Below are 20312 nucleotides of genomic sequence, written 5' to 3'. Positions count from 1 at the left end.
GAAATCAGGCGCAGCCCCATATAACCCGTTCATAGGTTTGGGGGCAGTATGAACAGATACGTAGTTTCTTCGCAGCGCAGCGGCTTTAACTGGCTTCGGTTTTGTATCGAAACCTTTTACGGCAAACGCACCCCCGGTCAAAAATCCGTGTTGAGCAAAGAAGAATGTCCTGAACTGGCCTTCCGTCGCTCGCATGATGCGCTCAATCTGTCGCCACGGTCGCGACGTGGCAAAACCAGCTCTTGGGCGAAGTTTGACCCTGAGAAAATGGACAATGCGAAAGTTTTGCTCATCGTCCGCGACCCGCTTGAATCTTTTGTTCGAATGGCAGAATTCCATTATCCGAAATATGCCTCGTATGTTTCGAACATTAAATTCTATGAGCAAGCGAAGAAGGCCGACCGTAAGATCGCTTATTACGAGGACATCGTGGCATCGCCTGCCGCAATGTACGAGGCCATGGAATTCCTTGAGATCAAGCCCGCTGCGGGCTACGCGCAGCCAACCGCGCAAGACGTTGAAAACCGCTGGGACGAGCTCGGCCAGCTTAGCAGAAGCAACTATGACGCCAAGCAAAGCGGCACCGGCGGCGCGCACACCAAAGACAATCCAACAGACTTCAGGTATCATCAAAGAAAGCTAAACCCGAAAGAAGCTGCACGCGTGTGGCGATATCTGAATTCGAGGCTGACTGAGGCCGAGATGGAGTTATTAGCGCGTTATAGGCCTGAAGGCGCAATCGCACCACTTACCATCTGGGATCGCTTCAAGTTCCTAAGAGCCTGATCCAGGCTATTCAGGGCCACGTCCCGCAAGTTGATCGGCATTTTCGCCGAGATAGGCCGCCAAACGGTCCGCAACGGCTCTAATACGTGGAACGATACGCATATCCGCGTGAGAAGCGACCCAAACAGGAACGGACGCAATGTCCTCTTCAACGGGTACAAGACGCAGTTGCGGCTCCGCATCTCCTAAGAATCTCGGCAAAACAACTTTACCTAACCCCGATACCGCCATTTCGCGAAGAACGAGGAATGAATCCGCCCCGATCGTAATATGCTCTGGTGCGATATGCGTTGCCATCCACCTTGCTGGAACCGCTCGCGCCAATTCACCAGTTAGGCCAAGCCACGTCTCCGGTGCATCCTTAGCTGCATAAGCTCCAAACCCTAGGTCGCAAGCAATTTCGCCCCGCATATCATCTGGCAAAGTTGGCGTAGGCCTAACAGAAATATCCGCCTGCATCCGCGCGAAATCGAGGTGACTGTTGTTGCTGAGAAGGTCAATCGTCAACTCGGAAGATTCTGAATGTAGGCGCGCAACGAACTTTGGCAACAGAATCTGACAGAACGAATCCGTCGAGGAAACACGCACAACACCCCTCAGTGGTGCGACCGCACTCTGCATCGTGCGCTCGACAGCAAACATCGCATTTTCAACTTCTCGCGCCGCCTCAATGACTCGCCATCTATCCGGCAAAACGCGATATCCGCTATGGCTTCGCGCAAAAATCGGGCCGCCGTGGTCATCCTCAAATGCCGCGACACGTCGGATCACCGTTGCGTGGTTCACGCCCAACAGTTTCGCCGCCGCGCTCACAGACCCCTGATCCACCACGGTCAGGACGAAACGTAGATCATCCCAATTCCGCTTGTGCATAAATTAACAAACCTTCTGCAATATTTACCAATATACCTGCTTTTATTCACATGTATACTCGAAGGATATGACCAACTTATTGGAGGCCCGCGATGAATTTTAAACTTACCCTTTTGGCCGGAGCCGTTGCACTCGGAACACTTGGTTCTGCTGCGATTGGCGATTCCCACGATGAAAAAGCCTTGATGGCAGCGGTTGAAGCCCGCCAGGCCGTAATGAAGCTCTATGCATTCAATGTCGGACAACTTGCGGCGATGGCGAAAGGCGAAGTCGAGTATGACGCCGACGCTGCTACAGCGGCCGCGTCCAACCTCGCCGCACTTTCCGCTCTTGATCAATCCAAACTCTGGCCTCCAGGTTCGGATACAGAAGCGCTCGGAGACAAAACCGCTGCACTTCCGGCAATCTGGCAAGCTGACAGCATGGCGATGAAGCACGGTATGGATCTTGCCAATGCATCTGCTGCACTGGCCGAATCTGCCGGTGATGGGCTTGATGCGATGCGCGCAGCGTTCGGTGAAGCAGGCAAAACCTGCAACGCATGTCACAAAAACTATCGCCAGCGCCGCAACTAGGCTGAATATTCAGGACAAATTATCGGGGCGGAACATGGTTCTGCCCCTTTAATGCGTGGAGGGAAGGTTATGAAGTTCTTACGGTTTCTGCTGCTTCTTGGCGTCATTGGCCTTGCCTTGGCATGGTTTCTAACGCGGCCGCAAACCCTCCCAGAAGACTACCTCGCAGGACTTAAACCCAACACAGAACACGGCGAAACGGTGTTCTGGGCCGCTGGTTGTGCTTCCTGTCATGCTGCGCCCAAATCAACAGGGGACGACAAGCTTGTCCTAAGTGGAGGGTACAGAATCGAGAGTGATTTTGGCACATTTGTTGCGCCCAATATCTCGCCAAGCGATGCCGGTATCGCCGGTTGGTCCGCACTCGACTTGGCCAACGCACTCAAGGAAGGCGTCTCTCCTGACGGCAAGCATCTCTATCCATCATTCCCCTATACAACCTACGTCAACATGACTCCGCAGGACATCGTTGACCTAAAGTCGTTCCTCGATACGCTGCCGCCGTCTGATGAGGAAAGTGCGCCGCACGAACTCGGCTTTCCATTCAACATGCGCCGTGGGCTCGGCCTATGGAAAATGGTGAACCTCAAAGAAGGTTGGGTACTTGAAAACGCCGAAACCCCACAAATCGAGCGTGGGCGCTATCTGGTCGAAGCGCTTGGCCATTGCGCTGAATGCCATACACCCCGCGACATTACGGGCGGATTGGATCATGCAAACTGGATGGGGGGCGCGCCGAACCCGTCTGGCAAAGGCAACATTCCGGCCATAGCGCCTGACAAGCTCGACTGGAGCGCACCCGATATCGCCTATTACCTAGAGACAGGCTTCACGCCGGAGTTCGATAGCGCAGGCGGTGCGATGGCAAGTGTCGTCGAAGGTCTTGCAAAAATCTCGCCAGAAGACAGGGAAGCAATTGCCGCTTATCTAAAAGCTCTACCATAACTTTTAGCGGCAACTGAAAAGCAGGCCTACCCGAGCAGTGCGGTAAGGCTGCTTCCCGTAAACTTCAAGCCAAGCACAACGGTGGCGATGCCAACCACCGCGCGAATGCCGTTAAATGAAATGCTGCTGCGTTCTTTCACTGCATGAAGCGGGAAGGAAATCACCTTAGAGATCAGCATCATCCCAGCAATCGAACCAACACCGAAGCAGAAAACATAGGGCACAATAGCCCATTTTTGTTCCACTACCTCCTGCGCATAAATCAACAACGCCGCGGAGCCAGCAAGCCCGTGCATCAGCCCGATACCCAACGCCCGAGGCGAAACACCGGCCTTATGAGCGTGATTGTGATCGGAATGCGAATGCTCAACAGCATCGTCTTTATGCGAATGAAAATGTGCGTGGCGCTCGCCGTCTTCGTGGCTGTGTACATGCATATGCACCTTTTCCTTGCGGAGGCGATATACAAGGGAGCCACCGAGATAACACAGCATCAAGCCGACGATACCTTCAAGCGCAGCCTCGGTTGTATGGCTGATGTTTCCACCAAATAGAAACACTGGCACAACCACCAGAAACAGAGTCACAGTATGGCCCATGCCCCAGCTATAGGCCTGCTTCAACGTATCCTTAAGCGACCGCTTCCGAACCGAAAAACTGGCAACCGCCGCGAGGTGATCCGCCTCAAGGGCGTGGGTCATGCCAATGAAAAAGCCAAGGAGGAGAGTAAAGGTCACGAAAACACCGCCACATAGAATGGAATACCCCTACGGGCATTTCTGCGGGTGGTAGCACTGGTCTTCACAAAACTCAAGAACCGATTGCTCATGAACCCCGTTCCCTCGCCGAGAGTTTAAGAGTGATCACTTTGCAATCGGCCATGTCGTAAATTTCATCAGAACGGAGTATCGTGAGGTACGAAGCAAAGGATACGAACATGCCGACAGACCTCATGAGCCGCGACACCTCATTCCTCGTTGTGGTTGACCTGCAAGAGCGGCTCGCACCAGCAATCGCGGAATTTGATCGCGTTCTCGCCTCGGCCATGGCGTTGGTTCAGGCGGCCGAAGTTATGGGCGTACCTGTGATTTTTACCGAGCATTGCGCCGCTAAGGTCGGCCCAACGGTTCCAACACTGCTAGAGGCGGCCCCCAATGCACCCGTTCTTCACAAAACGCATTTCGGTACACTTGAAGAAGCGGAACACCAGAAAACCTTTGCGGAATTTAGCGGCCGGCGACCCATAGTCTGCGGCACGGAAACTCATGTTTGTGTTCTGCAAACGCTTTTCGGCTTTCTACAGCACGGGTTTTCACCACTTTTGGCCACAGATGCCTGCGGTTCGCGGCGCGAAGCCGATAAGGCAACAGGTATTGCGCGCATGGTAAACGCAGGAGCAGAAGCTGTTACCACAGAGATGGTCATCTTCGAGTGGCTGCGCCGAGCAGACAACGACCTATTCCGTAAAGTACATCCGATCATCAAGGCGCTATAACCCGCTCCCAAAAACAAAAAACCCGACCACTTGGGCCGGGTTCTTTAGCCTGAATGAACAGGAATTTAGTGTAGCTTTGCGCCAACTTCCTTGATCGCATCTTCGATCAGGGCGTTACCTTCAGCAGCGGTTGTGCTCTTGGCAATCACGTCGCGGGCAGCGCCCACAGCAACAACAATCGCCGTATCGCGAACCTCTTTGACAGCAGCCGCTTCCGCAGAAGCGATCTGGTCTTTGGCACCGGCAAGGCGGCGCTCGATCGAGGCTTTGATGTCGGCTTTTGCAAGCTCGGCAGCTTCTTCCGCTTCAACCTTGGCCGCAGCCACGATCTTGTCGGCCTGAGCCTGAACTTCTTTGTGCTTGCGCTCGTAGTCCGCGAGGATTGTCTGAGCATCTTCACGCAGTGCGCGGGCTTCGTCCAGATCAGCTTTGATGCCTTCTGCGCGGGCGTCCAACTGGCCGCCGAGCATGGCAGGAACGCCAAACTTCAGCAGAACCGCGATGAATACCAGAAACGCGATGAGAACAACAAAGTTCGTATTGCCAAGCGACAGGAACGGGCCGTCAGCCGCAAGGGCCGGGCTCGCCAAAAGGGCAAATGCAACGGAAAGTTTTTTCATCGTCTTACCCTTTCATCCGCTCGGAAACGGCCGCGGTGATCGTTTTCGCATCGGCTTTACCGCCCATGGCTGCAACGATTTCCTTGGCTGCGTCTTTTGCGACCTTTTTCACGCTGTCCATCGCACCTTCACGAATTGCCGCAATGGCTTTTTCGCTTTCGGCGGATTGGGCGGCAATCTCTGCGTCGGCCTTGGCCATTGCTTTATCAAGATCGGCCTGAATATCGGCCTTTGCCTGAGCAACAATCGTCTGAGCCTCTGCGCGTGCGTCTGCGAGTGCCTTCTTATAGGCCTCTTCCGCTTCAGCCGCTTTTTGCTTCAGCTCTTCAGCAGCAGCAATGTCGTTGGTGATCGTGCCCTGACGTTCGGCCAAAACGGCTGCAATGCGTGGCAACGCAACCTTGGACAGAACGAGGTAAATCACAACGAGGGTTACGGCCAACCAGAAGATCTGGTTTGGAAACGACGAGAAGTCGAGCTGTGGCATACCTGCGGCGGCTTCTGCTTCATGCAGATCGTGCAGGTCTACTGTTTTATGTGCGTCATCCGCCATATCGTCCTCCAGGAACCTAGTTTACAACAGGTGGGCGCCACAACTGGCACCCACCCGCACGTAAGGATGGTCCGTCAGACTTAAACAGCGAACATCAGCAGAAGTGCAACGAGGAACGAGAAGATCCCCAGAGCTTCCGCAAAGGCGATGCCGATGAAGAGAGTAGCTGTTTGTGCCGCTGCGGCGGATGGGTTGCGAAGGGCGCCTGCGAGGAAGTTACCTGCGACGTGGCCCACACCGATGGCTGCTGCGCCGGAGCCGATGGCTGCGAGGCCTGCGCCGATGAATTTGCCGAGAGCTGCTGCTGCTACGAGTTCCATTGTATTTCTCCTTACGATGGTAATTTGGAATGTCAGTTAGTGATTGTTCAGACCTGATCCGTTTAGTGCGATGGATGCAGCGCGTCTTTCAGGTACACGCAGGTCAGAATGGTGAACACGTAAGCCTGAATGAAGGCCACGAGAACTTCGAGGGCGTAAACGGCGGTGATGGCGAGGATCGGCAGGAAGGCAAACAGCCCCAGCGCACCCGCAAAACCGGCGAATACTTTGATAACAGCGTGGCCCGCCATGACGTTACCCGCCAAACGAATGGAGTGGCTAACGGGGCGCACGAAATAAGAGATAAGCTCGATGATCGCGAGGATCGGGCGCAGCGCCAGAGGCGCCGACGAGACCCAGAACAGGCCGAGGAAACCCGCGCCGTTCTTAACAAAGCCAACAACCGTTACTGTCACAAACACCAGAAGCGCCAGTACAGCAGTAACCGCGATGTGCGATGTTGTTGTGAAGCTCATCGGCAGAAGGCCGAGGAAGTTCGCGAACATGATGAAGAGGAAGAGCGTCATGATGTATGGGAAGAACTTCACAGCGTCTTTGCCTGCAACGTCCTCGACCATTTTATAGATGAACCCATAGAGCATCTCGCCAACGCTCTGTGTGCGGCTTGGCACCATGGCGCGTTTGCTTGTGCCGAATACCAGCAACAGAACGATTGCAACAACGGCCAGACCCATCCAGAGGGTCACGTTTGTTGGTGTGTACCAGTGGATTTCGCCGTGACCGTCACCGAAGAGAGGTGCCACTTTGAATTGGTCCATTGGGTGAATTGCAAGGCCAGCATGCTCCGGCTGAAGGAATACGCTTGCGGCAATCATCAATGCGATTGCTGCCCAGAACGCGATCTTTCCAAAAGAAGAGCCCTGTTTTGCTTCCTGCTGTGCGGCCATGTTCAGTCCTTCGAATTCTCTGCGGCATGTGCCGCTGTTGTCTCTGTCGAGTCGGCGTCTGCCTTCTCTTTTTCCGATTGAAGCTCGCTCGCGGTGCGGATCATTGTTTTGACCCCTGCGGCAAACCCCAGCAATGTAAACAGCACCATGAATATCGGCAGCGTTCCAAACAGAACATCCAGCCCGTATCCGATGCCAAAGCCGATCCCAAGACCGACTACCAGCTCGATCACCATACGCCATGCCTGATTGGCCAACGAATAATGCTCGTCCTTTGGCGGCGCGGGTTCATGGCTTTTCTTGAGCTTGTCAATCTTGTCTTCCAGCCTCTTTAGCTGGTCGTGATTGTGCTCTTTTGCCATGACGGAACGGCCCCCAAGGTTTCGCCGCAACCTATGAAGGGTCGCGTTCAGAGTCAATAAAACAAACGCGGGATTTCTTGCTGGCTAACTTATTGTAAACAAACAACAATAATTGGAGCAAGGATTCCCACATCCCGCCTCAGTATCCCTGCTTCGGGTAAAACCGCTCAAATCTCTTATTCAACCAACAGGTTAAACTTGAGGAAACCGCGGCCACCCAAAGCCGAACACTTAACCAAACAGTTGACCAATTCGCGCCCTCTCCCTACACAAATCTCATGGACCTAGACACGACATTCGCCGCCCTAAGCGATCCGACACGGCGGCACATTCTTTCTATGCTGCTGGAGGATGACATGGCCGTCACCGATGTGGCGGAGCCGTTTGATATGTCTTTGGCTGCCATTTCCAAACATCTCACCATTCTGACCCGCGCGGGCTTGATCTCGCAGGAGAAGCGCGGGCGGGTGAAATGGTGCAAGCTGGAGCCTGATGCCCTCAAGGACGCGTCAGTCTGGATGCAAAGTTTCGGCCAATTCGAAGCCATCAATCTTGACGCCTTCGAAACCTTCCTGACCGAAAACAAACTTACGGGCGAAAACAGCTAGTCCTGCCGCAACAGCATCAACAGCGCTGCAATCGTGATGCCAACTCCGATAAACACGACGCCCGCTGGCGCGCCATGGCCCAGCGCCAATTCCCAAAGGATCACCCAGCTCGGGATTACATAGGTATATGCCATGACCTTCGCCCCCGGCAGCCGCATCGACGCAATCTGCAATAGGGTAAAACTCCCCGCCGTGGCAAAAATCGCGGTATAGAGGATCGTGATCCAGACAATCGCAGGCAAGCTGCCCCAATCCGTTGCCAATATCGCAGGCGCGCCGAGAGTCAGCAGCAAGACAGACCCCGCAACAAGGTTTGCAAAAGAGATCATGACCGCGCTCTCGCCGCGATTCCATTTTCGCAAAAGCGGGATGTGCAGCGCATAAGCCGCGCACCCGACGAAAAAGATCGCCTCGCCGCGCCCGATCTCGAATTGCACAAGCGCCGCCAAATCGGCCCGAAAGATAACCCAAAGCGCTCCAACACCGCCCAGAGCAATCGCCAGCGCCACACGCTTTGGCAACACCTGCCCAAGGATCAAATAAGAGAACCCCGCCGTAATAAGCGGAGAGAGCGTAAACACAGCTGCCGTAGAAACCGGAGTCGCAGTTTTTAGCCCCTCAAACATCAAGACCATATAGATCGCGATGAGCGTGCCATTGATACAATGCCGCCAAGGGGCCTGCGCCGCCTGTTGGAACGCCGCCTTTGGCGCGGGCTCCCGCACCAGAACAATCACCAGTACAATTGCCCCCGCAATCAGAAACCGAACCGCATTGAGCGCGGCGGGCGCCACCTCATTCGCGACCAGCCCCCCAAGGCTAAACGATCCCGCAACCAAGCAGGAAAAGCCGAGCATCGCCGCATGGCCCACCCATTCGCGCCGTCTGGCGTCATGAAGGGGCTGCGCGCGCCCGACTGTCTCAACCATATCCTTGCGCACGGGCGCGCTCCTTCAAGAACTTCAAAAAGGCCTGAACCTTGGGCGTGCGATGCAAATCAACATGGGTCACAATCCAGCTTGCAGCTTCCCATTCTTTGCGCGGCGCGGCAATCTCGACCAGATTTGGATGCGAACGCGCCATAACCTCGCTCATAAACCCGATTCCCGCCCCTGCTATAATCGCTCGCTCGCCATCTTCCTGATCAGAGCAGCGGAACAGTACCCGATCCTGCGGAATGGTCTCTTTCATCCATTGAAAGAACGGAGCGCGGCTGCTCTCATCATCCGGCCCTACAAAATCATGCGTTGCCAGTTCCTCGTCTGTCTTGGGCATGCCATTGCGCGCGACGTAGTCTTTATCTGCGTAAAGCCCGATCTGAACGGTACTGAACGGCTGTACAACATTGTCCGGCTCTTGGGGCGGCTTGCCGGCGCGGATCGCCACATGCGCTTCGCCGTACTCCAGCCTGAACACGCGAGCACCCGTCAGGAACCGAACCCGCAACCCCGGGTGCATACGCTGAAAGTCCACCAAGATCGGCGCAAGAAGTTCCCCAACAGGGCGCAAACTCGTCACCACAAGGTCGCCTGAGATTTCCGCGCCCTGCCCCTTCAACCGCCCGACCATTTGGGTGAACTGATCATCGGTCACCTTCGCAACCTGCAACAGGTCCTGCCCTGCTTCCGTTGGCGTGTAACCGCGAGCGTGCCGTTGAAAGAGCTTGGTCTTAAGCTCGGCTTCAAGTGCATCAATATGCCGGATCACCGTTGCATGGTGAACACCCAACACCTCCGCCGCGCCGCTAACAGTTCCGACCCGCGCAACTTGAAAGGCCGTTTTCACCTCATCCCAGTTCATATCTTAGGCTCCTTGGTTCCGTCGCAGACGCCAATTCTGCACTGTTGTGCATTTTCACACACATGCTGTTGCTTTTCCCAGATTGCGTTCGAAAACGCAATTCCCCATTTCTATGTCAACGCAAATTCAAAGGAACAGATCAATGACAACCAAAGTCCTCCGGATCGACGCATCCGCCCGCACCCAGAACTCCGTCAGCCGCGATCTTGCAGATCACGCTGTGTCGCTCATCCCTGATGCAGAGGTTACCTCCCGCGATATCGGGCAGGGCCTACCCCACATCAACGAAACATGGGTTGGCGCAACATTCACCCCGCCGGAAAGCCGCACAGAAGCGCAGTCCGAAGCCCTCGCGCTGTCTGATGAGATCCTTCAGGAAGTTCAGGACGCTGACACCATCGTGATCTCTACGCCGATCTATAATTTCAACATCCCCTCAACGCTGAAAGCATGGATCGACCAGATCGGCCGCGCTGGCGTTGCCTTTAAATATACAGAGAACGGCCCCGTCGGCCTGCTCGAAGACAAGCGCGTGGTGATCGCCCTTGCCTCCGGCGGAACAGACATCGGCTCGAACGTGGATTTCGCAACGGATTACCTGCGTTTCATCTTCGGGTTTGTTGGCATCAAAGATGTACATTTCGTACTGGCCAAAGGCGACGATAACGCAGAAGCCCATGAAACACTCGCCACGCTCCTCGGCGACCGCATCGCAGCATAAGGAACCTCGACATGTCAAAATACAGCAATATTGCGTTTCTTGTGATCCGCGCGCTCCTGACGGTCGCATTCCTCGCTGCGGGGAGTGCGAAGCTGCTCGGAGCAGAGATGATGGTCGGCACATTCGAGGCCGTCGGCGTCGGGCAATGGTTCCGCTATGTGACTGGCTTGATCGAAGTTGGCGGCGCAATCCTGCTTTGGGTGCCGGGCTTGCAACTACTTGGCGCGGCAGCACTGACCGTTACCATGATCGGAGCGGTCCTTGCCCACCTCTTTATCCTCGGACCATCCGCACTCCCCGCGCTCGTCCTCGGCGCATTGGCGGCTGCAACCGCCTATCGCTTCCGCGGCCAAATCCCCGCATAAATCAAAAGGCGCCCGTAGTCCCCCGCGGGCGCCTTATACTATTCCCCGCCGATAGCCCCCCAATTCCCCACATCGCTTGACTCTCCGGCCCACAGCGCCTAAACGCACCCCATATCCCGAGGGTTCCACGCCTTCGGTCCTTCATTGTGAAGGATCGCCATCCGTCAGCGCGTTGCGCCCACGGGTGCTTTTGTGGTTTGGCAATTCGTTGCCTTAACAATTCGCGCACCGTCCCTATCTTTAGGGGCATAACAAACGGCCAAGGAGCCTTGAGAATGTTTGAAAATCTATCCGAACGCCTCTCCGGTGTCTTTGACCGCCTGACAAAACAGGGTGCGCTCTCTGAGGATGATGTCAAAACCGCCCTGCGCGAGGTGCGCGTCGCCCTGCTTGAGGCCGACGTTTCCCTCCCCGTGGCGCGTGATTTCGTTAAGGCGGTTCAGGAAAAAGCAACCGGACAGGCCGTTACCAAATCCATCACCCCCGGTCAGCAAGTTGTTAAAATCGTCCACGACGAACTTGTTCACGTCCTGAAGGGCGACGGCGAACCTGACGATCTCAAGATCGACAACGCCCCTGCCCCGATCCTGATGGTTGGTCTGCAAGGTTCCGGTAAAACCACAACAACCGGTAAGCTCGCCAAACGCCTCAAGGAAAAGGCCGGCAAAAAAGTCCTGATGGCCTCGCTCGACATCTACCGCCCAGCGGCGATGCAACAGCTTGCCGTCCTCGGCACCCAAATCGGTGTTGATACCCTGCCCATCGTGGCCGGTGAATCCGCCGTACAGATCGCCAAGCGCGCCAAACAGCAGGCAACTCTTGGCGGCTATGACGTTTACATGCTCGACACCGCGGGCCGCCTGCACATCGACGAGTCCCTGATGCAAGAGGTCGAGGATGTGCGCAACGCGGTCAACCCGCGCGAAACGCTCCTCGTTGTTGACGGCCTCACAGGTCAGGTTGCTGTGGAAGTCGCCGAAGAGTTCGACGGCAAAATCGGCATCTCCGGCGTGGTCCTTACCCGTATGGACGGTGACGGCCGCGGCGGTGCGGCGCTCTCCATGCGCGCAGTGACCGGCAAACCGATCAAATTCGTCGGCCTAGGCGAAAAGATGGACGCGCTCGAAGCGTTCGAACCTGATCGCATCGCAGGCCGCATCCTTGGCATGGGCGATATCGTTGCCCTCGTTGAGAAAGCCCAAGAAACCATCGAGGCCGAACAGGCCGAACGCATGATGAAGCGGTTCCAAAAGGGCCAATTCAACATGAACGACCTGCGCATGCAGCTTGAACAGATGATCAAGATGGGTGGCATGGAAGGAATCATGGGCATGATGCCGGGCATGGGCAAAATGGCCAAACAAGTTCAGGACGCTGGCTTTGACGATAAAATCCTGCGTCACCAGATCGCCCTCATCCAATCCATGACCAAACGCGAACGCGCCAACCCCGGCCTGCTCCAAGCCTCGCGCAAAAAGCGGATCGCAGCGGGCGCTGGCCTTCAGGTGTCTGACCTAAACAAGCTTCTCAAGATGCACCGCCAGATGAGCGACATGATGAAGAAGATGGGCAAGGGCGGCATGCTCAAACAGGCCATGAAAGGCATGTTTGGCAAAGGCGGCGGCATGCCCGCCGGTATGGACCCCTCGCAAATGGACCCGAAAGCCCTTGAAGCAGCAGCCAAGCAAATGGGCAAAATGCCCGGTGGCGGCCTTCCCGGTCTTGGCGGCGGCGGTCTGCCCCCCGGTCTGTCCGGCTTCGGGAAAAAGAAGTAAATGAGCCTTATCCCCACCATAGAAACCGAGCGCCTGATCCTGCGCGCGCCGCAAATGTCGGATTTCGATCCGCTTGCCGCGCATTGGGAACTTGAGCGCACGGAATATATTGGCGGGCCTCTCGACCGCAAAGAAGCATGGAGCGCCTTCAGTGCAGATGCTGGTCAATGGATTCTGCGCGGCTATGGCATGTGGATCGTCGAAGACAAAGCAAGCGGCAAAACCGCAGGCTGGATCGGTTTCTACGAGCCCGAGCGCTATGACGAGCCGGAAATTGGCTGGATTCTTCTTGAGGAATTCGAAGGCAAAGGCATTGCCTACGAGGCCGTTGTTGCGGCCCGCGCCTATGGCGGCGAGCATTTCGGAATCACCAAGCCGTGCAGCTTTATCGCGGCTGAAAACCTGCGCTCTATCGCCTTGGCCGAGCGCCTCGGTGCCACGCGCGAAGATACCCGCGAAGGCCCGCGTGGCGCGTATCATGTCTATCGCCACCCCGAATACAACGGGGCAGCCGCATGACCGTAGAACTCATCAATTCACCCGTGCTCGAAACCGAGCGCCTGACCCTGCGCCTGCCGCGCCTTGAGGACCTCGACATCGTGACGGAGTTCATCAACTCCGACCGCTCGCGCTTCGTGCGTCCTGCCGAAGTCGACAAGGGCATGCCCTTCCGCGTGCTTTCGATGTTTGTCGGCATGTGGGCGCTGCGTGGTTACGGCTTGTTCGCGCTCTGCCCCAAAGGCAGCGACAAGATGATCGGCGCGGTTGGTCCATGGCACCCGACCCATTGGCCAGAGCCGGAGCTGGGTTGGTCCATTTACGATCCCGCTTATGAAGGCAAAGGTCTTGCGCGCGAGGCCGCGCTTGCAACCCGTGACTATGCCTTTGATGTGCTCGGCTGGGAAACTGCCGTCAGCTACATTCACAAAGAGAACGTAGCGTCGATCAAGCTGGCAGAAGCACTTGGCTGCACCCTCGACCCAGAGGCCGACAACATGGATGACGACAACACGCTCGTCTATCGCCACCCCGCCCCGTCCCCTGATGACGACGACGGATCGCAGGAGGCCTACGCATGAGTCCGATTTCGCGCATATGCAAAACATATGGAAATCATATGCAAATAACATCGCCATTTTGGCCCCTGAACAGGAGCACGACATGACCGACGCCGTAGAACGCGCAGCCACCCTGCTCAAGTCTCACCGCGAGAGCATCGACCGCCTCGACGCGATCCTTGTCTATACCCTTGGCGAGCGTTTCAAGCATACTCAAGCCGTGGGCCAACTAAAGGCCGAGCACGACCTGCCGCCCTCCGATCCAACCCGTGAGGCAGCACAGATCGCGCGCCTCGAAGACCTCGCCCAGCGCGCAGATCTAGACCCCGAATTCGCAAAGAATTTCCTGAATTTCATTATTCAGGAAGTGATCCAGCATCACAACAAACACAAAGAAAACTGAAACAATGATCAACGTAAGGCGTTGATTATAATTGATAACCTAGGAGACTACTACAATGGCTATGAAAATTCGTCTTGCCCGCGGCGGCAGCAAAAAGCGCCCTTTCTATCGTGTTGTTGCGGCTGACAGCCGTATGCCGCGCGACGGTCGTTTCATCGAGAAACTGGGCACATACAACCCACTTCTCCCGAAAGACAGCGAAGAGCGCGTAAAGCTCGACCTCGACCGCGTTAAGTACTGGCTCGACCAAGGCGCGCAGCCTTCGGATCGTGTATCCCGCTTCCTCGAAGCAGCTGGCGTTCTCGAAGCGAAAACACGCAACAACCCTGAGAAAGCCAAGCCAGGCAAAAAAGCGCAAGAGCGCGCTGAAGAGAAAGCCGCTAAAGCAGCAGAAGCCGCCGAAGCAGCAGCCGCACCAGCGGAAGAAAACGCAGAAGAATAAAGCATTTAGGCTCAGATCATGGATGAATTTACTGAACAGTTTCACCGCGATCTGGGCCAGCTTTTCCGGTGGCGGCGCGACGTGCGCCGCTTCCGCACCGATCCGGTTCCGGCCGATCTTCTCCAGAAATGTCTGGACAGTTTTTCCCTCGCCCCATCGGTCGGCCTGTCCGAACCCTGGCGCATTATTTCGGTCGAAAGCGATAAAGCCCGCGCGGCGGCGCTCTCCAACTTTGAAACCGAAAATACCAAAGCCCTTTCCGGCCATTCCGGCGCCCGTGCAGAACTTTATGCTGGCCTCAAGCTCAGCGGTATGCGCGAAGCTCCTGTGCAGCTTGCAATCTTCTGTGATGAAGAAACCTCCAAAGGCGCAAACCTTGGCGCTGCGACGATGCCCGAAACCCGCCGCTACTCTGTTGTGGCCGCAATCACCCAGATGTGGCTCCTTGCCCGTGCATACGGGCTGGGCTTAGGCTGGGTATCGATCCTTGACGCTCCCAAACTTGCGCGCGATCTTGATGTGCCCGAAAGTTGGACACTCGTTGCTTATCTCTGTCTCGGCTGGCCCGAAGAAACCGCCGAAACACCCGAACTTGAACAAGCCGGATGGGAGCGCAGAGACCAAGCCCCATTGGTTGAAATCCGTTAGGAGACCCCATGACTGAACCCCGCATTTGTGTTGGCGCATTCGCAGGCTCTTACGGAGTGCGCGGAGAAGTCCGCCTCAAGAGTTACTGTGCTGATCCGGCCGCAATCGAGACCTATGGCTTGCTCTATACCGAAGATGGCGAGAAGAGCTTCATCGTAGGCATCACCCGCGCAATCAAGAATGGATTTGCAGCGCGTGTAGAGGGCATCCAGACCAAAGAACAGGCCGACGCACTCAACAACACGCAGCTTTTCGTGAGCCGCGATGTCCTGCCCAGCTTGCCCGATGACGAGTATTATCACAGCGACCTGATCGGTCTCACCGTACTTGATACCGGCGGAACAGAGATCGGCACGGTCCAAAGCGTTCAGAACCACGGCGCAAGTGACCTATTGGAGATCGCAGGCCCTTCGCTCAAGGCCTCGGTGCTTTACCCGTTTACTGTTGCGGCCGTTCCGACAGTTGATCTGGCCGCAGGCCGCATCATCGTTGACCCGCCAGAGGGAATATTCTCTGAACCGAGTGACACCGAAGCCTAGGCGGGAAGCAACATGACAAAGCCAAACAAATCCCACGGACGCCTCTCTATCGGTGCAACACTGCGCCCACGCGAGTTGATGACCGACACGCCACGTCTCGCCAAGACATGGACGGCGAAAATCGTAACCCTGTTTCCCGATGCTTTTCCCGGTGTTCTCGGCCATAGCCTTATCGGGAAAGCCCTGAAAGACGGGCTTTGGGCGCTTGAAACTGTTGATCTTAGGATGTTCGGCGAAGGCAAGCACAAGAACGTTGACGATACGCCGTCCGGTGGTGGCGCCGGAATGGTGTTGCGCGCGGATGTCGTGGGCAATGCTCTCGCATTTGCCAGTCACGACGCGCCAAAGGATCGCGCGCGTTGGCCTGTCATCTATATGTCGCCGCGCGGCAAACCGATGACTCAGGATATGGCACGTCGCTTTGCTGACGCAGACGGGATGACAATCCTTTGCGGCCGATTTGAAGGCGTAGACGAACGGGTACTGGAGCATTTCGAGGTTGAGGAAGTCAGCCTTGGTGACTTCGTTCTGACCGGTGGAGAGATCGCGGCACAGGCGCTGATTGATGCAACCGTGCGCCTTCGCCCCGAAGTTCTTGGGAACGAAGCTTCGACCGAAGAGGAGAGCTTTTCCAACGGGCTTCTGGAGCACCCGCAGTACACCCGCCCCGCAGTATGGGAAGGCCGCGAAATCCCAGAAGTTCTAACGTCGGGCCATCACGGCAAAATTGCGGAATGGCGGCAAGAGATGTCGGAAGAGCTGACCAAAGAGCGCCGCCCAGATCTCTGGGAGGCCCACGAGAAACAGCAAAAATCCAAATAATCTGCCTACTTCCAGAAACTTGACAGGTGCCGGACTTTGCTTGTCTGGTAGTTCTACCAAGTTTTTTTTGGGTTGGAGGTAGAAGAATGACTGCAGTTTCAGACTATTCAACGGCCATAATCTCACTTTTGGTTTTCGTCCTAATCGTGCTTTTTCAAGCTGCGCTTGTTGGCGCTGGGAAAGCCAAACAAGGGTTAACTCCCGGAAGTATGCCTTCCGAAGACTACGAAAACGGCCTCTATCGACTTAATCGTTCCCACCAAAACGGCGTCGAGAACATGGCCGCCGCGGCGATCGCGCTGTTTACATGCATTCTGGTTGGCGTATCGGCGTGGTGGGTCAACTTGCTCATGTTGCTCTTTCTGATTGACCGCATTTTGTATGTGTTGGTCTACGCAAGAAGCATCGGCAACCCTACGCAAGGCGTGCGGACCTTTGTGTATGTTTTTGGCTGGGGTGTCCTGGTTGTTATGTGCGTGATGGCGGGCTGGGCCGTACTTTAGGAAATAGCCACAATCACTGGCTCGATGGGCGCCGAATTCCCGCCCAAAACCAAACGCAATCGCCCTTGCGCTGACCCTTGATTGGGCCTATACCGCGCCCACTCAGGCATTGATAGCCATAGGGAGTGATTCTCTGTGGCCGTTTTTGTTTTGGGTTAAAGGGTCTGCAAACATGTGGGCGTATCAAACCGATCATTCTTCTGATCGGGTGTTATATGCACCAACCACAGAGGAGCAGCCTGAAAGCAACGATGACGTGATCTCTGGCGGGCTGATTTTCGGGACCCGGTGCAAGACCAAGAGCTCTCATGGCGCGCAAACTACGCGGAATAACCGCGAGCATTATGGAGTAGATCAGATGAACCTGATTGCAGAATTGGAAGCAGAACAAGTCGCCGCACTTGGTCATGACATTCCGGATTTTAAAGCGGGCGACACCATCCGCGTAGGCTACAAAGTAACCGAGGGCAGCCGCTCCCGTGTTCAGAACTACGAAGGTGTTTGCATCGCACGTCAAAACGGTAACGGCATCGCCGGTTCGTTCACCGTTCGCAAAATTTCCTTTGGCGAAGGTGTAGAGCGCGTATTCCCTCTGCACTCCACCAACATCGACAGCATCACTGTGGTTCGCCGCGGTAAAGTACGTCGCGCCAAACTGTACTATCTTCGTGACCGTCGCGGTAAGTCCGCACGTATCGCCGAAGTTACCAACTACAAACCCAAAAAAGACGCGTAAGGAGCCGGGACATGAAAAAAGATATTCACCCCGATTACCACTTCATCAACGTCAAGATGACAGACGGTTCCGTTGTAACCATGCGTTCGACATACGGCAAAGAAGGCGACCAGCTTGCTCTGGAAATCGACCCTTCCGCGCACCCAGCATGGACTGGCGGCAACTCCCGTCTCATGGACACTGGTGGCCGTGTATCCAAGTTCAAAAAGAAATACGAAGGTCTTGGCTTCTAAGCCAACACTCTTTCCGATTTTCTGGAAACCCGGTTGCCATGCAGCCGGGTTTTCTTTTGGCTAACGCCTAGAGCTGCGCTTCTAGCAACGCGGCCTCTTCTTCAAAGGGAATTTCAGGGGATCGCTGGTTCCCGCGCCGATCCCAATACGCGGCATTGCCGAGATCGCCTTCGATCCTGTGGCATAACGCGTGAATACGATCATGAATCTGTTCGCCCTCGTGGTCTTGGCAAAGCGCATGCGCATGCTCCCATTCAGCCCCAAGGGAATACCCGCCCGCTTTCAAATGCGCGAGCGCTTGTTTGGCGTCTTCAATGACTTTTGACATATCCTGTGTCCTCCTGTTTTGCGCAGCCTAAGACACCTCGGAACCACAGTGAAGATTTTTCGGGCAACATGTATCAACTTCGCGTTGCGTGGCGCTTCCCATCGTTTGCGACCCAACATATAGTGGCGGAAAAACAGCGGCCATGTGCCGTATGAATTGAAGGGACAGAGCTGTGGCGCACATTATTGTCGTGGGGAACGAAAAAGGCGGTTCAGGCAAATCAACAACCTCGATGCATATCGCAACCGCATTGGTGCGTATGGGGCATTCGGTTGGCGCGCTTGATCTTGATTTGCGGCAAAAGAGCTTTGGCCGCTATGTCGAGAACCGCAAATCTTATGTTGAGAAACACGGGGTCGACCTTGCGTGTCCCGACTATCACGACCTTCCCGAGATCGACAGCAAGAGCCTGCAACCGGGTGAAAACGTTTATGATCACCGCCTATCCGCTGCGGTTGCGACGCTTGAGCCAGACAGTGATTTCATCCTGATCGACTGCCCTGGCAGCCACACGCGCCTGTCACAGGTTGCGCATTCGCTCGCCGATACGCTGGTCACACCGCTGAACGACAGTTTCGTCGATTTTGACCTTCTGGCGCGGGTTGATCCGGAAACCAACAAAATCCTTGGCCCTTCCGTCTATTCCGAAATGGTGTGGAATGCGCGGCAGTTGCGCGCTCAAGCGGGCCTACCGCCAATCGATTGGGTTGTTGTTCGCAACCGGCTTGCCGCACAGAACATGCACAACAAACAGAAAATGGGCGAAGCGCTTGAGTCTCTCTCAAAGCGGATCGGCTTCCGCGTTGCCCCCGGCTTTGGTGAGCGTGTGATTTTCCGCGAGCTCTTCCCGCGTGGCCTTACGCTGCTTGATTTGCGCGATATCGGCGTTAAGGGCCAGATGAATATCTCTAACGTCGCCGCCCGTCAGGAGCTGCGCGAGTTGGTCAAATCGCTTAACCTTCCCGGCGTTGAGGTCGATTTCTAAGCTACCTAACTACGTGAACTTGCGGAAGAAACGGGTGCGGTCGAACATATCTTCGAGCGCCTCCATTCTTGGGCGCGTGGTTTCCCACGTCCGCTCTTGAACGGCAGCAACTACGGTTTCAAGCAACAACATCGGTGCAATCGAGCTGTCCCACGCAGAGGGGACAACGATGCGGCAACTGAACGTGTGTGTTGCGAGTTTGGCGATTGGCGATTGCCATTGATCGGTGAACAAAACGATCTCCGCACCCTTCTCCGCCGCCATTTCCGCCAACTTGAGCGTTGAGTTTTCATACCGCCGGACATCGAAAATCACGACGACATCGCCCTTTTTCACCTCCAACAGATAATGTGGCCAAGCATTGGAGATTGACTGGATATGCGTCACATCCGGCCGCAGCACTTGCATGTGCAAGAAAAAATAATCCGCCAAAGCGCGGGTAATCCGACCACCAACAACGTAAACTGATCGCTCCATGTCCGCGAGAAGATCGCAAGTTGCATCAAAACTTGCGGTCTCGATATGCGCCAAAGTCTGGCTGATGTTACCGATTACAGACTCGGTAAACCGATTGAGAATATGCGCATCAGGGGCGCCTTCAGCCCAAGTTTCGCGTTTGGCAATCGGATCGGAAATACGCGCTTGAAGCTCCCCCCTCAACGCGCGCTGAAACTCCGGAAACCCTTTGAAACCAAGCTTTTGCACCATGCGCACGACGGTGGGGGTAGAGACATCCGCCTCTTGGGCAACAGCCGTAATCGACCCGAGGCCAGACATCGGGTAGTTGGCAAGTAGCGAGTCGGCAAGTTGGCGTTCAGCCCGCGTGAACTTCTCAAAACTATCTCTAAGAATTTCGGCAATACTATCCGTTGATGAAGTCACGATCCGCCCCTTTTTTAAGCGCATACC

At 55.5% G+C, this 20312-nt stretch carries 30 protein-coding genes; 19 read left to right on the top strand and 11 right to left on the bottom strand.

The window, feature by feature from the left end:
• Nucleotides 1-48: 48 nt before the first annotated feature.
• Nucleotides 49-786 carry a hypothetical protein gene (locus OU789_RS01255; protein ID WP_274652590.1) on the top strand — a complete coding sequence of 246 codons (738 nt, stop codon included), beginning with the start codon at nucleotides 49-51 and terminating at the stop codon, nucleotides 784-786.
• 6 nt (nucleotides 787-792) lie between these two features.
• On the opposite strand, the gene OU789_RS01250 is transcribed toward OU789_RS01255, so the two are convergent.
• The gene (locus tag OU789_RS01250) at nucleotides 793-1659 is read right to left on the bottom strand and encodes a LysR family transcriptional regulator (protein ID WP_274652588.1); all 867 of its coding nucleotides are present in this window, start codon (nucleotides 1657-1659) and stop codon (nucleotides 793-795) included.
• Between the two features lie 92 nt (nucleotides 1660-1751).
• Here OU789_RS01250 and OU789_RS01245 point away from each other — a divergent pair, with 92 nt between their 5' ends.
• Together OU789_RS01245 and OU789_RS01240 are read left to right on the top strand one after the other, a co-directional pair.
• The gene (locus OU789_RS01245; RefSeq protein ID WP_274652586.1) at nucleotides 1752-2234 is read left to right on the top strand and encodes a c-type cytochrome; all 483 of its coding nucleotides are present in this window, start codon (nucleotides 1752-1754) and stop codon (nucleotides 2232-2234) included.
• A gap of 69 nt (nucleotides 2235-2303) precedes the next feature.
• Nucleotides 2304-3179: a cytochrome c gene (locus OU789_RS01240; RefSeq protein ID WP_274652585.1), complete on the top strand. Its 876-nt coding sequence runs from the start codon at nucleotides 2304-2306 to the stop codon at nucleotides 3177-3179.
• 26 nt (nucleotides 3180-3205) lie between these two features.
• On the opposite strand, the gene OU789_RS01235 is transcribed toward OU789_RS01240, so the two are convergent.
• Nucleotides 3206-3916 (bottom strand): hypothetical protein, encoded by a 711-nt coding sequence (locus tag OU789_RS01235; RefSeq protein WP_274652583.1) that lies wholly within the window; start codon nucleotides 3914-3916, stop codon nucleotides 3206-3208.
• Between the two features lie 200 nt (nucleotides 3917-4116).
• Between OU789_RS01235 and OU789_RS01230 the strand changes: the two genes are divergently transcribed.
• The gene (locus OU789_RS01230) at nucleotides 4117-4674 is read left to right on the top strand and encodes an isochorismatase family protein (RefSeq protein WP_274652581.1); all 558 of its coding nucleotides are present in this window, start codon (nucleotides 4117-4119) and stop codon (nucleotides 4672-4674) included.
• A 65-nt stretch (nucleotides 4675-4739) separates the two neighbouring features.
• On the opposite strand, the gene OU789_RS01225 is transcribed toward OU789_RS01230, so the two are convergent.
• The 5 genes from OU789_RS01225 to OU789_RS01205 form a co-directional block, all read right to left on the bottom strand.
• The gene (locus OU789_RS01225) at nucleotides 4740-5294 is read right to left on the bottom strand and encodes a F0F1 ATP synthase subunit B (RefSeq protein WP_263954314.1); all 555 of its coding nucleotides are present in this window, start codon (nucleotides 5292-5294) and stop codon (nucleotides 4740-4742) included.
• 4 nt (nucleotides 5295-5298) lie between these two features.
• The gene (locus tag OU789_RS01220; RefSeq protein ID WP_263954315.1) at nucleotides 5299-5847 is read right to left on the bottom strand and encodes a F0F1 ATP synthase subunit B'; all 549 of its coding nucleotides are present in this window, start codon (nucleotides 5845-5847) and stop codon (nucleotides 5299-5301) included.
• 80 nt (nucleotides 5848-5927) lie between these two features.
• On the bottom strand, nucleotides 5928-6167 hold the full coding sequence (locus OU789_RS01215; RefSeq protein WP_039017421.1) for a F0F1 ATP synthase subunit C: 240 nt from the start codon (nucleotides 6165-6167) through the stop codon (nucleotides 5928-5930).
• 62 nt (nucleotides 6168-6229) lie between these two features.
• A complete protein-coding gene (locus OU789_RS01210; protein ID WP_263954454.1) occupies nucleotides 6230-7003 on the bottom strand; it encodes a F0F1 ATP synthase subunit A in 774 nt (257 codons plus the stop codon).
• Between the two features lie 74 nt (nucleotides 7004-7077).
• Nucleotides 7078-7437, bottom strand: coding sequence for an AtpZ/AtpI family protein (locus OU789_RS01205; RefSeq protein ID WP_263954316.1), 360 nt, complete (start codon nucleotides 7435-7437; stop codon nucleotides 7078-7080).
• Between the two features lie 278 nt (nucleotides 7438-7715).
• Between OU789_RS01205 and OU789_RS01200 the strand changes: the two genes are divergently transcribed.
• Nucleotides 7716-8045, top strand: coding sequence for an ArsR/SmtB family transcription factor (locus tag OU789_RS01200; RefSeq protein WP_274652572.1), 330 nt, complete (start codon nucleotides 7716-7718; stop codon nucleotides 8043-8045).
• Here OU789_RS01200 and OU789_RS01195 read toward each other — a convergent pair.
• Both OU789_RS01195 and OU789_RS01190 read right to left on the bottom strand, forming a co-directional pair.
• Nucleotides 8042-8986, bottom strand: a complete 945-nt coding sequence (locus tag OU789_RS01195) for a DMT family transporter (RefSeq protein ID WP_342453561.1) — start codon at nucleotides 8984-8986, stop codon at nucleotides 8042-8044. The two genes, OU789_RS01200 and OU789_RS01195, sit on opposite strands and share 4 nt — an antisense overlap.
• Nucleotides 8967-9845, bottom strand: coding sequence for a LysR family transcriptional regulator (locus tag OU789_RS01190; RefSeq protein WP_274652570.1), 879 nt, complete (start codon nucleotides 9843-9845; stop codon nucleotides 8967-8969). The genes OU789_RS01195 and OU789_RS01190 overlap by 20 nt, the downstream gene beginning before the upstream one ends.
• 142 nt (nucleotides 9846-9987) lie before the next feature.
• Here OU789_RS01190 and OU789_RS01185 point away from each other — a divergent pair, with 142 nt between their 5' ends.
• The 13 genes from OU789_RS01185 to rpmE all read left to right on the top strand — a co-directional run bounded on the left by OU789_RS01185 (nucleotide 9988) and on the right by rpmE (nucleotide 18090).
• Nucleotides 9988-10566, top strand: a complete 579-nt coding sequence (locus OU789_RS01185) for an FMN-dependent NADH-azoreductase (RefSeq protein WP_274652568.1) — start codon at nucleotides 9988-9990, stop codon at nucleotides 10564-10566.
• A gap of 11 nt (nucleotides 10567-10577) precedes the next feature.
• Complete coding sequence (locus OU789_RS01180) at nucleotides 10578-10931, top strand: DoxX family protein (RefSeq protein WP_263954320.1); 354 nt, start codon at nucleotides 10578-10580, stop codon at nucleotides 10929-10931.
• 275 nt (nucleotides 10932-11206) lie between these two features.
• On the top strand, nucleotides 11207-12706 hold the full coding sequence (gene ffh / locus OU789_RS01175; RefSeq protein WP_274652566.1) for a signal recognition particle protein: 1500 nt from the start codon (nucleotides 11207-11209) through the stop codon (nucleotides 12704-12706).
• Nucleotides 12707-13225 (top strand): GNAT family N-acetyltransferase, encoded by a 519-nt coding sequence (locus OU789_RS01170; RefSeq protein WP_274652564.1) that lies wholly within the window; start codon nucleotides 12707-12709, stop codon nucleotides 13223-13225. It begins immediately after the preceding gene.
• On the top strand, nucleotides 13222-13785 hold the full coding sequence (locus tag OU789_RS01165) for a GNAT family N-acetyltransferase (protein ID WP_274652562.1): 564 nt from the start codon (nucleotides 13222-13224) through the stop codon (nucleotides 13783-13785). The genes OU789_RS01170 and OU789_RS01165 overlap by 4 nt, the downstream gene beginning before the upstream one ends.
• An 82-nt stretch (nucleotides 13786-13867) precedes the next feature.
• Entirely contained in the window at nucleotides 13868-14167 is a 300-nt protein-coding gene (locus OU789_RS01160) for a chorismate mutase (RefSeq protein ID WP_263954324.1), read from the top strand.
• Between the two features lie 55 nt (nucleotides 14168-14222).
• Complete coding sequence (rpsP, locus tag OU789_RS01155; protein ID WP_263954325.1) at nucleotides 14223-14609, top strand: 30S ribosomal protein S16; 387 nt, start codon at nucleotides 14223-14225, stop codon at nucleotides 14607-14609.
• An 18-nt stretch (nucleotides 14610-14627) separates the two neighbouring features.
• Nucleotides 14628-15257, top strand: coding sequence for a 5,6-dimethylbenzimidazole synthase (bluB, locus tag OU789_RS01150; RefSeq protein ID WP_274652558.1), 630 nt, complete (start codon nucleotides 14628-14630; stop codon nucleotides 15255-15257).
• Between the two features lie 8 nt (nucleotides 15258-15265).
• Nucleotides 15266-15796 carry a ribosome maturation factor RimM gene (rimM, locus tag OU789_RS01145; protein WP_274652556.1) on the top strand — a complete coding sequence of 177 codons (531 nt, stop codon included), beginning with the start codon at nucleotides 15266-15268 and terminating at the stop codon, nucleotides 15794-15796.
• A gap of 12 nt (nucleotides 15797-15808) precedes the next feature.
• The gene (trmD, locus tag OU789_RS01140) at nucleotides 15809-16618 is read left to right on the top strand and encodes a tRNA (guanosine(37)-N1)-methyltransferase TrmD (protein WP_274652554.1); all 810 of its coding nucleotides are present in this window, start codon (nucleotides 15809-15811) and stop codon (nucleotides 16616-16618) included.
• A gap of 86 nt (nucleotides 16619-16704) precedes the next feature.
• Nucleotides 16705-17121, top strand: a complete 417-nt coding sequence (locus tag OU789_RS01135) for an MAPEG family protein (protein WP_274652552.1) — start codon at nucleotides 16705-16707, stop codon at nucleotides 17119-17121.
• Between the two features lie 358 nt (nucleotides 17122-17479).
• The gene (gene rplS / locus OU789_RS01130) at nucleotides 17480-17857 is read left to right on the top strand and encodes a 50S ribosomal protein L19 (RefSeq protein WP_263954456.1); all 378 of its coding nucleotides are present in this window, start codon (nucleotides 17480-17482) and stop codon (nucleotides 17855-17857) included.
• Nucleotides 17858-17868: 11 nt separating this feature from the next.
• Nucleotides 17869-18090, top strand: coding sequence for a 50S ribosomal protein L31 (gene rpmE, locus OU789_RS01125; RefSeq protein WP_263954330.1), 222 nt, complete (start codon nucleotides 17869-17871; stop codon nucleotides 18088-18090).
• A 67-nt stretch (nucleotides 18091-18157) separates the two neighbouring features.
• On the opposite strand, the gene OU789_RS01120 is transcribed toward rpmE, so the two are convergent.
• Nucleotides 18158-18418 (bottom strand): hypothetical protein, encoded by a 261-nt coding sequence (locus OU789_RS01120; RefSeq protein WP_274652550.1) that lies wholly within the window; start codon nucleotides 18416-18418, stop codon nucleotides 18158-18160.
• A gap of 172 nt (nucleotides 18419-18590) precedes the next feature.
• Between OU789_RS01120 and OU789_RS01115 the strand changes: the two genes are divergently transcribed.
• The gene (locus OU789_RS01115; RefSeq protein WP_263954332.1) at nucleotides 18591-19403 is read left to right on the top strand and encodes a division plane positioning ATPase MipZ; all 813 of its coding nucleotides are present in this window, start codon (nucleotides 18591-18593) and stop codon (nucleotides 19401-19403) included.
• 9 nt (nucleotides 19404-19412) lie between these two features.
• Here OU789_RS01115 and OU789_RS01110 read toward each other — a convergent pair whose 3' ends face one another.
• Nucleotides 19413-20285 (bottom strand): MurR/RpiR family transcriptional regulator, encoded by an 873-nt coding sequence (locus OU789_RS01110; RefSeq protein WP_446719150.1) that lies wholly within the window; start codon nucleotides 20283-20285, stop codon nucleotides 19413-19415.
• Nucleotides 20286-20312 lie beyond the last annotated feature (27 nt).

Origin of the sequence: Halocynthiibacter sp. C4 (assembly GCF_028823805.1) — a bacterium.
Lineage (GTDB): Bacteria > Pseudomonadota > Alphaproteobacteria > Rhodobacterales > Rhodobacteraceae > Falsihalocynthiibacter > Falsihalocynthiibacter halioticoli.
Note: the sequence above shows the minus strand (reverse complement) of the source record. Positions and strands in the feature narration are given on the sequence as shown.

Coding starts and splice junctions, on each gene's coding strand:
- OU789_RS01255 (WP_274652590.1), top strand. CDS start 49: ATGAACAGATACGTAGTTTCTTCGCAGCGCAGCGGCTTTAACTGGCTT.
- OU789_RS01250 (WP_274652588.1), bottom strand. CDS start 1,659: ATGCACAAGCGGAATTGGGATGATCTACGTTTCGTCCTGACCGTGGTG.
- OU789_RS01245 (WP_274652586.1), top strand. CDS start 1,752: ATGAATTTTAAACTTACCCTTTTGGCCGGAGCCGTTGCACTCGGAACA.
- OU789_RS01240 (WP_274652585.1), top strand. CDS start 2,304: ATGAAGTTCTTACGGTTTCTGCTGCTTCTTGGCGTCATTGGCCTTGCC.
- OU789_RS01230 (WP_274652581.1), top strand. CDS start 4,117: ATGCCGACAGACCTCATGAGCCGCGACACCTCATTCCTCGTTGTGGTT.
- OU789_RS01225 (WP_263954314.1), bottom strand. CDS start 5,294: ATGAAAAAACTTTCCGTTGCATTTGCCCTTTTGGCGAGCCCGGCCCTT.
- OU789_RS01220 (WP_263954315.1), bottom strand. CDS start 5,847: ATGGCGGATGACGCACATAAAACAGTAGACCTGCACGATCTGCATGAA.
- OU789_RS01215 (WP_039017421.1), bottom strand. CDS start 6,167: ATGGAACTCGTAGCAGCAGCAGCTCTCGGCAAATTCATCGGCGCAGGC.
- OU789_RS01210 (WP_263954454.1), bottom strand. CDS start 7,003: ATGATTGCCGCAAGCGTATTCCTTCAGCCGGAGCATGCTGGCCTTGCA.
- OU789_RS01205 (WP_263954316.1), bottom strand. CDS start 7,437: ATGGCAAAAGAGCACAATCACGACCAGCTAAAGAGGCTGGAAGACAAG.
- OU789_RS01200 (WP_274652572.1), top strand. CDS start 7,716: ATGGACCTAGACACGACATTCGCCGCCCTAAGCGATCCGACACGGCGG.
- OU789_RS01190 (WP_274652570.1), bottom strand. CDS start 9,845: ATGAACTGGGATGAGGTGAAAACGGCCTTTCAAGTTGCGCGGGTCGGA.
- OU789_RS01185 (WP_274652568.1), top strand. CDS start 9,988: ATGACAACCAAAGTCCTCCGGATCGACGCATCCGCCCGCACCCAGAAC.
- OU789_RS01180 (WP_263954320.1), top strand. CDS start 10,578: ATGTCAAAATACAGCAATATTGCGTTTCTTGTGATCCGCGCGCTCCTG.
- ffh (WP_274652566.1), top strand. CDS start 11,207: ATGTTTGAAAATCTATCCGAACGCCTCTCCGGTGTCTTTGACCGCCTG.
- OU789_RS01170 (WP_274652564.1), top strand. CDS start 12,707: ATGAGCCTTATCCCCACCATAGAAACCGAGCGCCTGATCCTGCGCGCG.
- OU789_RS01165 (WP_274652562.1), top strand. CDS start 13,222: ATGACCGTAGAACTCATCAATTCACCCGTGCTCGAAACCGAGCGCCTG.
- OU789_RS01160 (WP_263954324.1), top strand. CDS start 13,868: ATGACCGACGCCGTAGAACGCGCAGCCACCCTGCTCAAGTCTCACCGC.
- rpsP (WP_263954325.1), top strand. CDS start 14,223: ATGGCTATGAAAATTCGTCTTGCCCGCGGCGGCAGCAAAAAGCGCCCT.
- bluB (WP_274652558.1), top strand. CDS start 14,628: ATGGATGAATTTACTGAACAGTTTCACCGCGATCTGGGCCAGCTTTTC.
- rimM (WP_274652556.1), top strand. CDS start 15,266: ATGACTGAACCCCGCATTTGTGTTGGCGCATTCGCAGGCTCTTACGGA.
- trmD (WP_274652554.1), top strand. CDS start 15,809: ATGACAAAGCCAAACAAATCCCACGGACGCCTCTCTATCGGTGCAACA.
- OU789_RS01135 (WP_274652552.1), top strand. CDS start 16,705: ATGACTGCAGTTTCAGACTATTCAACGGCCATAATCTCACTTTTGGTT.
- rplS (WP_263954456.1), top strand. CDS start 17,480: ATGAACCTGATTGCAGAATTGGAAGCAGAACAAGTCGCCGCACTTGGT.
- rpmE (WP_263954330.1), top strand. CDS start 17,869: ATGAAAAAAGATATTCACCCCGATTACCACTTCATCAACGTCAAGATG.
- OU789_RS01120 (WP_274652550.1), bottom strand. CDS start 18,418: ATGTCAAAAGTCATTGAAGACGCCAAACAAGCGCTCGCGCATTTGAAA.